At 67.8% G+C, this 10,856-nt stretch carries 8 protein-coding genes; 1 reads left to right on the top strand and 7 read right to left on the bottom strand.

From position 1 onward, the window contains the following. Positions 1-276 precede the first annotated feature (276 nt). Positions 277-669: a hypothetical protein gene (locus Aco03nite_RS01125; protein ID WP_203792648.1), complete on the top strand. Its 393-nt coding sequence runs from the start codon at positions 277-279 to the stop codon at positions 667-669. Positions 670-1,274: 605 nt separating this feature from the next. On the opposite strand, the gene Aco03nite_RS01120 is transcribed toward Aco03nite_RS01125, so the two are convergent. The 7 genes from Aco03nite_RS01120 to Aco03nite_RS01090 form a co-directional block, all read right to left on the bottom strand. Then, complete coding sequence (locus Aco03nite_RS01120; RefSeq protein ID WP_203792656.1) at positions 1,275-2,651, bottom strand: protein adenylyltransferase SelO; 1,377 nt, start codon at positions 2,649-2,651, stop codon at positions 1,275-1,277. A 103-nt stretch (positions 2,652-2,754) separates the two neighbouring features. Further along, on the bottom strand, positions 2,755-4,776 hold the full coding sequence (locus tag Aco03nite_RS01115) for a DEAD/DEAH box helicase (protein WP_203792647.1): 2,022 nt from the start codon (positions 4,774-4,776) through the stop codon (positions 2,755-2,757). Positions 4,777-5,082: 306 nt separating this feature from the next. Then, on the bottom strand, positions 5,083-5,286 hold the full coding sequence (locus Aco03nite_RS01110) for a hypothetical protein (RefSeq protein WP_203792646.1): 204 nt from the start codon (positions 5,284-5,286) through the stop codon (positions 5,083-5,085). Positions 5,287-5,297: 11 nt separating this feature from the next. Further along, complete coding sequence (locus tag Aco03nite_RS01105) at positions 5,298-6,122, bottom strand: hypothetical protein (protein ID WP_203792645.1); 825 nt, start codon at positions 6,120-6,122, stop codon at positions 5,298-5,300. 72 nt (positions 6,123-6,194) lie between these two features. After that, positions 6,195-6,425 carry a hypothetical protein gene (locus Aco03nite_RS01100; RefSeq protein ID WP_203792644.1) on the bottom strand — a complete coding sequence of 77 codons (231 nt, stop codon included), beginning with the start codon at positions 6,423-6,425 and terminating at the stop codon, positions 6,195-6,197. 79 nt (positions 6,426-6,504) lie between these two features. Further along, complete coding sequence (locus Aco03nite_RS01095; RefSeq protein WP_203792643.1) at positions 6,505-8,055, bottom strand: terminase large subunit domain-containing protein; 1,551 nt, start codon at positions 8,053-8,055, stop codon at positions 6,505-6,507. 1,164 nt (positions 8,056-9,219) lie between these two features. Next, a complete protein-coding gene (locus Aco03nite_RS01090; RefSeq protein WP_203792642.1) occupies positions 9,220-10,821 on the bottom strand; it encodes an AAA family ATPase in 1,602 nt (533 codons plus the stop codon). Between the last annotated feature and the right edge of the window lie 35 nt (positions 10,822-10,856).

Raw genomic sequence — 10,856 nt, 5'->3', positions numbered from 1 at the left:
CCTCGCCCTCGCCCTCGCCCTCGCCCTCGCCCTCGCCCTCGCCCTCGCCCTCGCCCTCGCCCTCGCCCTCGCCCTCGCCCTCGCCGGGGATTTTGCCGCTCTTGCCGGTTTGGGGGCGAGCGGCTGGGTCTCGGTTCCCTCCGGGCCCGGCCCGGGCCGGCCCGGGCCGGCCCGACCTGGCCCGACCTGGCCCGACCTGGCCCGACCTGGTCTGGTCTGGTCTGGTCTGGCCGTCGCGTTCGGGGACCGGGGCTGGGCTGTGGATACGCTTCTTGGGTGGTTGGACGGGAACTCAGTGGTGTTGAGCGGCGGCTGCTTTCGGAGCTTTTGGCGCATGACTTTTCGGGGGTCGTCGCTCTTCGGGAACAGGCTGTCGCGGTGCGGGCGCGTGCGGGCTGTACCTGTGGGTGCGGAACCATCGATCTGATCGTGGATGAGCGGGTCACCGTTTTGTCCGAGGCGGAGAGCCCGGTTCCGGTCAGCGGGGAAGTTTCCGGGATCGACGGGACGGCCGGTGGTGGGTTGATATTGCTTCTCGAGGACGGGCGGCTCGGCGCGCTGGAGATCTACTCTTACGAGGACGAACCTCTTCCCATGCCGGAGCCTGCCCAGGTGACCTGGGTGCTGGCTGCGGATGCTGACGGGGCTGAGCTGACGGCTGACGGCTGACGGCTGACGGCTGACGGCTGACGGCTGACGGCTGACGGCTGACGGCTGACGGCTGACGGCAAGCATCGCTGTTCCCGACATCTTGGTGGGGTGGCACGCCCGAACTTCCGGTCGGAACCGCGGCGCGAGCGGCAAGCATCTCGACGTCGGTGTCGCGGCGACGGCCAGGTCTACGAGTTGCCCGGGACCGGGGCGGTGCGTCGGGTGAGTTCCGGATTTGCAGGAAGCCGGGCGAATTCCGGATTCGTAGGTGGATGTCGCCGTTCGGGCGGTAGCGCAGCTCGGCCGACTTCGCCGGGGTTGGGGTCTGGCGGGACGTCGGCGCCTACGGCCAGCCGGGAACATGCCGTCTTCGGCACTTCGCCCATGGACCGTAGGGAACACGCTGTCCTCGATAGCTCGCCCGTGGGCGGCAGGGAACTCGCTGTCGTCTGTGTTGTGGACCGCTGCGGCGAATGCACCTATACGCTCCCCTCAGCTCGCGGCTTTGAGAGGGCGTCGGGGGTAGCGGTGACCACCGCATCCGGCCCGGCGGTCGCGGGGCGGCGTTGGGATGCGCTCACCTCGCGTGGCCGCCAGGGGACCGTTTGGTCAATCGTACTGAATCAGGTTCCGCAGAAAGTTTGGTAGACGCCGGAGCCGGGCGGAGCGGGTGTGGCGAATCGGTCCTGGCCCGGTATTTCGGTGAATGGGTTCGTGACCATTTCCAGAAGCTCGCGGAATGGGATGACATCGCCGTCGGTGGCCGCTGACAGGGCCTCCTCGACCAGGTGGTTGCGGGGAATGTAGACGGGATTCACGCTGTTCATGGCCGCCACATTCGGGTCGAGAGCCTTCCAGCGCTTCACCCAATCACCGAATTCCGCCGGCGCCTCCTCCTTGGCCAAACTCCGGAAGAACGACGTGAAATCGGCCTCCTGCGCCTTGAGGAGGGCCAGTAGATCCTCGGTGAGCGCGGTAACCGTGGCATCGTCCACCGCCACGGAAAGACCAAGCTTGGCACGGAACCCGTCGAGCGTGACGGAAACATAGCGGGCGCGGAAACCGGCCAATTCCGCCGTCGCCTTCTCGATCGCGGTTTCCTGGTCGTCGTCGATAAGTGGAAGAAGTGCCTCCGCGAGACGCGCCAGATTCCATTGGGCGATGGCGGGCTGATGGCCGTACGCGTAACGCCCACCCTCGTCGATGGAACTGAAAACGGTGGCCGGATCGAAGGCGTCCATGAACGCGCACGGCCCGTAGTCGATGGTCTCCCCGGAAATGGTCATGTTGTCGGTGTTCATGACGCCGTGGATGAATCCGACGAGCATCCAGCGCCCGACGAGTTCGGCCTGCGCCTCGATGACCCCGCGCAACAGGCCGAGCGGATCGACGCCCGGATAATGCCGGGAAACCGCGTGATCGGCGAGCCGCCGCAACAGGTCGACATCACCGGAGGCCCGGGCGAACTGGAAACTCCCGACCCGCAGATGGCTGGCCGCGACCCGGACCAGGATCGCGCCGGGCGCCAGATTCTCCCGGACGATCATCTGTCCGGTACGAACGACCGCCAGCGACCGGGTGGTGGGGATGCCGAACGCGTGCATCGCCTCGCTGATCAGGTATTCCCGCAGCATCGGGCCGACGGCGGCGAGCCCGTCCCCGCCGCGTGCGAACGGTGTCCGCCCCGACCCTTTCAGGTGCAGATCCCGGTCACCGATCTCGCCGAGCAGAAGCGCCCGCCCGTCCCCGAGCCTCGGCGAATAACCGCCGAACTGGTGCCCGGAATAGCCCTGGGCGACGGGTTTGGCGCCGTCCGGCAGTTCGAGCCCGCAGAGGAATCGCACCCCGGCCTCGGTCCGCAGCCATTCCGGATCGAGGCCGAGTTCGACGGCGAGCGTTTCGTTGAGCACGATCAGCTCGGGTTTCGGCGGCACGGCGGCCCGCCACGCCACCCCCATCTCGGGCAGCTCGTCGGCGAACCTGGTCCCCAGCGTCGGCATGTCACTCACCGGACCAACGCTACGTCGGGAATCCGGGGTGTCGGGAATCCGGGGCAGAGCCACGTGGGGACATCGACCTCCCGAGGATCCCCCTTGATCGCCTCTATCGGCGGCCGACTCCGGCTCGGTCGCAGGTCTGGCACTCGTGGCGGGTTTCCGGGGTGCCGCGGATCGACGTCTCGAAGCGGATCAGCAGGCGGCGGCAGCGGGTGCACCTCTGTGCGGGGTGGCCGGAGCCGGGGGCCAGGTTGGAGCGGCGGCGCTGGGCCTGGCGTACCGCGGTGGCCAGGGCCGGGTGGGTGGTGCGCAGGATCTCGCCGGGGGCCGGGCCGAGCAGGGCGTTCGCCGACGACCAGACCACGTCGCCGATCACGGCGAAGGACTCCGGCATCGGGGTGACCGGGCGGATGTTGACGCCGTCCCGGTACGCCTGCCGGGCCTGTGCCGGCAGGTCGCCGTGGGCGTCCGGCTCCACCCAGACGGTGACCCGGCCGGCCGGCACCGCGCGCAGTTCGCGGACCAGCGGCTGCAGGTTGACCAGGTCGGCCCTGGGCAGCCAGATGTCGGCGGACGACGCCGCGCGCAGGTCGATGCGCAGCCGGTCGACCAGGTGCCGGGTGACGTGTTCGGTCACCGGGGAGTCGTAGAGGAGGTCCTGCCAGTCGAGGTGCTCGGCGCGTACCTCCAGTTCCTCGAAGAACGTCCAGACCGCGTCCCGGTCGGTGTCCCAGCAGTGCAGGCTGTCCATCGCGCCGACGATCACCAGGTGTTCGCGGGCGCGGCTGGCGGCGACGTTGAGCAGGCGGGCGCCGGTGCTGCCGGGGTGGCCGTCGGTGTACCACTGGTGCAGGTCGCGCACGCCGTACCCGGTGTCGACGGTGTCGTAGACGACCACGTCGCGTTCGCCGCCCTGGAACCGGTGCACCGTCGAGGCCGTCCAGGAGTCGCCGCGGTTCGGTGGGAGCAGCGATTCGAGCAGCCGGGCCTGCGATACGAACGGGGTGACCAGCCCGAGACTGCGGACCGCCGCGCCACCCCGGACCAGGGCGGCGCTGAGCTGCAGGTGGGGCACGTTGTAACGGGTGCCGGTGGTGCGCGGCCGCAGGCCGGAGGTGTCCAGCAGCAGCAGGTCGCTGGTCGCCCACGAGGCCCGGCGCGGGCGGCGGCGTTTGCTGACCGTGCCGGCCGTCCGCAGTGGGCGTTCCGGGTAGAAGGCGCGGCCGACGACCCGGCCGATGTCGTCCCGCATCCGGTGCTGTTCGGTGAGGGTGACCAGGCCGGGCGGTTCCTCGCCGCGGGTCACGGCCTGGGCGATACCGGCCCGTTCGAACGGGCTGCGGTACAGCCAGTCCAGCACGTCCAGGGTGTCGGCCTGTGCGGTCGGCGGCAGCTGCCGGAAGTCGCCGGCCAGCACGGTGTGGCCGCTGCCGGAGCCGGCCACCAGCATGGCGAGTACCGCCGAGGTCATGTTGGCCTCGTCCAGGATCACCACGTCGAAGGTCAGCTCGCGCAGCGTCTCCAGCACGACCTGATGGGCGGTCGCGGCCACGATGCCGGCGTCGCGGCAGATCCGGCGGCGGTCCTCCAGAGGCTCGCCGCCCAGGTCTGCGAGCCGGACCAGGACGCCGCCGGCCAGGGCGGGGGTCTGTTTCAGGACAGCGTTGACGGTGACGTCGAGGGCGGCGTTGGTCGGTGCGGCCAGCAGGACCCGCAGATCCTTTTCGGCCAGCTGGGTGACCAGGGTGGAGAGGGTGGCGGTCTTGCCGGTGCCGGGCGGGCCCCACAGCCAGGTGACGCCGGGGGTGACACCGAGGCCGACCGCGTACCGCTGATCGCCGTTGAGGTGGGCGGCGCTGCCGCCGATGAAGGGCGCGGGCGCACGTGCGGGCCGCGGCGCATCCGGTGACCCGACGGCCAGCGCGGCGGCGGCGTCGAAACCGGGCCCGCCGTCGATCACCTCCTGGAGGCGGCGCGACTGCTCACGCAACAACCAGGAGTGGTGCGTACGCCGGTGTTTGTCGGCGTGGTGAAACTCGTGCTGCAGCGCGCGGATCGCGGATTTGGCGACTCCCGGCCACGCTGCCGGAACAGTGCCCGGTGTCACCGAGCATGGCGCCAGTCTCATCCCCGTTGCCCCTCCCCCCGGCCAGGTGCAGCCAGGAACGGCAGCCTAAGCCAGTCCGGTTGGCAATGTAAACGGGTCAGCGCAGATGCCTGGGGGCGGGATGTGAACGAAGGTTGACCAAGTGGACGAACATTCCGCCCTGCTCGCGCCGGCACACCGCGAAAGCTGAACAGGTTTCATCTTGATGGGAGCGCTTCCCTTTCCGTGAACAACTCACAATCTTGTGTTGACACTCTCGCCAGACGTCTCGTACATTGACTTCACACAAAGCGAGCTATCGACTTGGAGCGCGAACACCATGACGTCTCAGCGGAAGATGTGGACCTGGATCGCCGGCGGGGCGGTGGCCCTGGTGCTGCTCGGGTGCGCCAGCGGCGGGGCCGACTCGGCCGACTCCTCCGGCGCAGCGGCCGACGGCGTCGAGGCCGCCGCCGGAGAACCTGCCGAGGCGAAAAGAGCCGAGGTCAAGAAGATCGGCGACGCGGTACGGGACGGGAAGTTCCAGTTCACCGTCACCAAGGTCAAGTGCGGGGCGACGCTTGACGGGACAGCTCGACAAGCTGAAGCTGCTGCGGGGACGGAGCCTCTACCTCGTGGTACTCCCAGTCACTCGGGACGTACCCGGTCGAACGGGTGCGGCGCCAGAACCGCCACTTGTCCAGGCGTTCCTGCTTCTCTTCGTCTTCCAACTCCTCGGCCTCACCGGTGCTGGTGAAGTAGTCGAGGGGCTTCGGGTTATTCGCGTACAGCTCCGCGGCGGAATCGAGCGCCATCGCCCGACGGATCGCCCGCGCGCCCACGACCAGCAGCGGTGGTGAGACGGAATCGAACCGGATCAAGTCCGCCCATGAGGTCTGCACACCGTCCACGTACACGGTGGCACCACGCGGATCGATGCCCGACGGGAGCGGAGCCGGGGACGTGCGCCCGTTCGCTGGCCGGACCACCACCGAGGACAGCGCCAGGTGCCGGACCGAAATCGGGAAGCCATCGAAATCCCGGGCCGTCACCAGCCACCAGGAGACCCCCTCGAACAGGAGATCATCCACGGTCTGGCCGAGGTGCACGACGTTCGGAACGTCCGGGTCGAACTGCCGCAGGAGCGGGTTGTCCGTCAGAAAGTTGTCCGCGCTCCGATAGGCGCCGAGTGGGAGCGTGGCGACCGCGCCGATCATCCGGCGCCCCTGCTGCACGGCAGCGACCGAGAGAGCCTGCTCGCGGGAGACCGGGAGCCCACCGGCGCTGTCGCGCATGCCGGCGAACATCTGGCCGATCGGGAGTGGGGCGCTGTCGAATCTGCGGGTGGCACGGTGCGGCTTGCTCCCAGGGCCCCACGTCAGCTTCACAGCGCCATTATTGCACTGAGTGCAAACTTGCTCAACAGGCAAGTTTGCACTCAGTGCATTAGGCGCCTGCAGCTATTTCGGCGGGAGCATTCCCCGATGCTCATCCCACAGTCGCTGGATCTCTTTGTGCAGGTCAGAGAAATCGACCACGTGTGCTTCGTTGCCGACACTGTTCGGCTCACCGATCCCGACGGTCACCTCGTTCGCCGCCTGGAATCGTGCGTTTTGCTGGTCATCGGTCAGACCATGCAGCGCGATCAGCTCCCACGCCTGTTCGGTGATGCTCTTCGGTTCCTCGTCCACCTCGGGCTCCTCTCATCGCGGCAAACGGAGTGTTTGCCTCTACTAAGAGAATCGGCACGAACGAGAACCAACCTCCGAATCAGACCGAACTGCCGATCATCCGGCCTGGCTTACGCTTCACCGGGAGCACTCGAGCGAGGTGTGCGGCGCCGGCCGCGGCGTAGAGCGCATCGGCGTGAACGGGCGGGCCGCTGCTCCCGTTCACCGGCGGCGGCGGGGCGAACACGAACCCACCGCCGGGCTTCTTGACCTTCTCGGCGACTTCCACCTGAGCGTTCAGGAGCATGTCCTGCCCGTTGTGCACGATGCGGCGAGCCTTCACCTGTTCGGTGAACCCGACGCAGACCGCAGTGATCTCGGTCCGGATCTCCTCGATCGTGACCCCGGGGGGTGGCCACCCGAGCCGGCCGGCCTTCCGGCGGTCCTTCAGATCAGCGGCCAGGACAGCCCCCGAGCTGGGGAACCAACCGAGCACGGACGGCTTCACCCGGTGCACCCATCCCCGGATCTCGTGCCGCATCTCGTCCACCGCGCGGGCGCCGCTCCAGCTCGCCACGTGATCGACTCGGACCCGGCCGTCATCAAGCAGGGCCGCGGCGTACGCGGAGACATGCTCCATGTCCGGCGACACGTCCACCACCATCGCCACCCGGGACCGCACCTCGGACAGGTCACCTGGTTCGCCGGCCGCAAGCCAGTCCGCGTAGTCGATCGCCGGATCCATCGAGCCGACCTGCAAGCACATGTACTCCGTCAGGAACCCGGACAGCGACCTGCCACCCCGGCGCTTCGCCCCGCGCGCCTTGCCGAGCAGATCGGCCAGGGAGTATCCGTGCCCGACCCGGGGATTCGCCTGCAGCAGCGCGCTCACGTCCTCGGGGTCCGAGCCCTCCGGGGCCGACCACTCCAGGATCCCGAGCCGCTCGTCACCGATGCCGTTCTCGATGAACTCCAGCGCATCGGCACGCAGATCGTTCAGCACGACCGACCGCGCGGAGCCCGCGTTGCTCAGCGCCCAGATCTGGCTGTGCGGGTGCGAAGCGGCCGGCTCCGCGGCCTCCCATGCGTCCCGAGTGTGGTGCTGGCGGAGTTCGTCGATCACGGCCCGGTCCAGGGTGAGACCGCGGCCGCCCTCCTCGTTCGCCGCGCTGATCAGGTACCGGCTCTCCTCGCCGATCGTCCAGCACTCCTGCTCACCGTTGGTGTTCCGGACCCACTTGCGCCCCGGCTCGTGGAACTCGTCGAGCGCTTCGGTCCTGTTCACGAGCCGGATCATCTTGCGCCAGGGCTCCCGCGCCGTGCTGATCTTCGTGCTCGTCCCGAGGATCACGGCCAGGGAGAGCTTGAACATCCAGTACGCGCACAGCACGGTCAGCAACTCGGTCTTGCCCTGTTGCCTCGCGATCAGCAGCAGCAGGATCCGGAAGCGGGGCCGGCCGTCGGGCAGTAGCTCGAGACCCCGGATCGCCGCGGTTTCCTGCCACGGCAGCAGCGGCATGTTGAGCACGTCGCGGGCATAGGCGATCACCGCGAAGCCCTCAGAGGTTTCCGGGGTCAGCTCGCGCAACGGCGGGGTGGCGATCCGGGGCTCCGCGCTGCCGACCAGTGCGGAGAGATCGGTACGGCTCATGATCGGGTTCCTTCCGTACCGATCGGTACGTATCGGGGAGAGAGAAGATACAGGTCAGCGGGTGTTTGTCAAGGCCTTATGAGGAAGAATCGCGACGGATTCTCACCAGCGCGTGGACCCGGTGCCGGGTGGGTCGCCTGATCTGCTCGGATCACCGATCGCGGTGTTGCATGCGGTGCACGAGGCCACCAGGTAGCGCGGGTCATCGCCGGCACGCAGGCCCAGCGTGTGGTGCACTGCCTGTTGCTGCCCCGTGCACACGTGCTGCTTCACACCGGGCCGTGCGCACCACCCATCCCTGTACGCACGACACCCACGCCCCGCGTCTCTCGCCAGCACCTCAGCCCGCACCCTGCGCCATGCGCTGGTGCTGCCGTTGCGCTGAGTCCAGGTGCTCATCGGACTGCCGTCCGCCAGAACCTGGTGAGCACCATCGGAATTCGCGACAGCGAGAGGCATCGATGATCATTCCGCAGAACTATCCGCTTTGGGTCAACGCTGAGCCGAAGCCGCTTTTGGTGATCGGGTGGTACGTCAGCGACATTGATCCTGAGAGCGAACCGCGACCGATCACGGTCCGCAGTGTGGACTACCGCCTGACTGAGCCGAGACCTGCCCTGCCGCCCAATCGCGCCGTCAATCCGATTCCACGCCCCACTGCCCCGCGCCCCTCCACTGACGGAACCCCTCGCCCCATCACGCCCAGGCGGGTACAGCTCCCTGTCGATCCCAACCATCCGGACTTCCAGTAGCGCGTTCATCTCGGCCAGAAGATGAAGAGCAGGACCCCGATCTTCCCGGCGAGCATGAGCCAGAGCCAGGTTCGGTACGACATGGGAGCCTCCTGAGTTGATCTTGATTCTTTGTTTCTCAGATCCGCTGTTCTTTCGGTCCCGGACGGCGGGGTCAGTACTACGTAACTGACCCCCCGCACGGACCGGTGACACGGTCCGGACGGATGGACCGGGCCTGAGCTGGGGCTTTATTGCGCGCCGTCCGTCCGGATCGCGCGGACCGGACGGCTCCGGACGGACCCCCTCTGAACTGGGGTTTTGGAAACGCCGTCCGCGCTCCGGACGATCTTGCGACGGACGGCGCAGACTGCCTCCGACCTGGGGTTCTTCTCCCTGGCCGATCGAGCCGTCCGCGCCGTCCGGACGGAGATCATTCTTCGTCCGAGGCCCTACGGAGCCGCAGCACGCGTCCCAGCAGATCGTTCGCCATCGAGATGCCGGCCGCCTTCAGTGCATCCCGGGCTTTGTCTCGCGAGGCGTCGATCGGCACCTGCGCCGTGTCCAGGTCGCGCAGCGCTCCGAGGATCTCCGGATCCACCGGGGCGCCCGTGGTGTGTGTCAGGGTGGGGCTCGTGACGCGGTTCAGCGTGATCGCGTCGTCCCCGGGGTAGTGCACGCGGTTCTTCGCCCGGGTGAGCACGAGCGCCCCCTCCGCACTGCCCGGCATGAGGGCGTACGCGATCGAAACGTTGTCCCGCTTCACACCCGAGTCTCGTTCGACAGGCTGACCGCCCTTGCCGGTGTGGTCGATCTGCATGATCGCCACGCCCCGATCCAACAGCGGCACGAAGGACCGGTTGTACCTCGTGGTCCAGCGGTCGGACTGGGTGGCCTGCCCGACCGAGCTGAACTTCGAAATCGTGTCCAACACGATCAGGTCCGCCATGTTCCGCTCAGCCATGCCCGCGAGCGCCGCCGCGCCCTCGGGGGTCGCCAGGTCGGGGATCTGGACGAACGGCAAGATGGTCAGGTTCGCCAGGTCGCGAGGTGCCTTCATCGCCTTGAGCCGCGCCTTGATCGCCGCCCGCGGGTTCTCTTTGTTGAGGTAGAGCACCCGGATCCCGCGCTGCGCCATCCGGAGCGACCAGTCGAGCATGAGCAGCGACTTGCCGAGCCCAGACGGCCCGAAGAGCGAGAGGTAGTCCCCCTGGCCGATCAGCCCCGGCAGCAGCCACTCCCGGTCGTCTCCGGCGTCGTCATCGTCGAGGGTGAGCGTGCCCTCGATCTCCTCCGGCTCGGTACGAACCGACACCGGAGGGTTCGCGGGCAGGAGGTCGATCTGAATCTCCGGGCTTCGGTCGTCCCGGTCCCAACGCGTCGCGAGCGGGCAGCTTCCCGAGTACGTTCCCGACTCGAAGTGGTGCCCGGACTTCAATGTGTGCGTCGCCCAGACTCCATGAACGTACGGTCCCGCAGCAGCCGGCGAACCGCACTCCGGGCACATGAAGCGAACTCCCCCACCCGTCTGCGGTGCGAGTTCCAGCGCTCGGTCATGCGTGTCGACGAACGATCGCCACGCCGTGGCAGCCTTGCACTCCTGCTCCTGCTCCCGAGCGAGCCTCTCGGCTTCGATCCGGGGGCGATCCCGTTCCCACTGTTCCTGTTGGCGGCGTGAGTCAGCCCTGTGACGCAGAGATTCGGTGGCCTTCTCGCGCCAGATATCGAACTCGAACCAACGTGGGTCTCGATACCCAGCAGCGGAACCGAGCACCTGGCAGAGACGCCAGAGGTCCATTCCCGTGAGCGCGTGCGCTGCGGCTAGGGCCTCTTCCTCTTCCATCTCGGGAATGGCGAGAATCTCTGACCTCTGAGTCCATTCGATGTCGTTGGTGTGGACCTTCGTGTTCAACCAGCACGCCGAATCGCTGCGGTGCTGCGGGGGCTTGACTCCGGTAGATGAGTGCCGGACGACCCAGAACGGATCCCACAACAGCCGCTCGTCGCACTCAGGACAGTTCAAATCAGTTGCCATTACGACTGCTCCATTCCAGGGGTGCCGAATCGGCG

The organism is Actinoplanes couchii (assembly GCF_016862075.1).
GTDB lineage: Bacteria > Actinomycetota > Actinomycetes > Mycobacteriales > Micromonosporaceae > Actinoplanes > Actinoplanes couchii.
This window is presented reverse-complemented; position numbering and strand designations above follow the sequence as displayed.

Coding starts and splice junctions, on each gene's coding strand:
- Aco03nite_RS01120 (WP_203792656.1), bottom strand. CDS start 2,651: ATGCCGACGCTGGGGACCAGGTTCGCCGACGAGCTGCCCGAGATGGGG.
- Aco03nite_RS01115 (WP_203792647.1), bottom strand. CDS start 4,776: ATGAGACTGGCGCCATGCTCGGTGACACCGGGCACTGTTCCGGCAGCG.
- Aco03nite_RS01095 (WP_203792643.1), bottom strand. CDS start 8,055: ATGAGCCGTACCGATCTCTCCGCACTGGTCGGCAGCGCGGAGCCCCGG.
- Aco03nite_RS01090 (WP_203792642.1), bottom strand. CDS start 10,821: ATGGCAACTGATTTGAACTGTCCTGAGTGCGACGAGCGGCTGTTGTGG.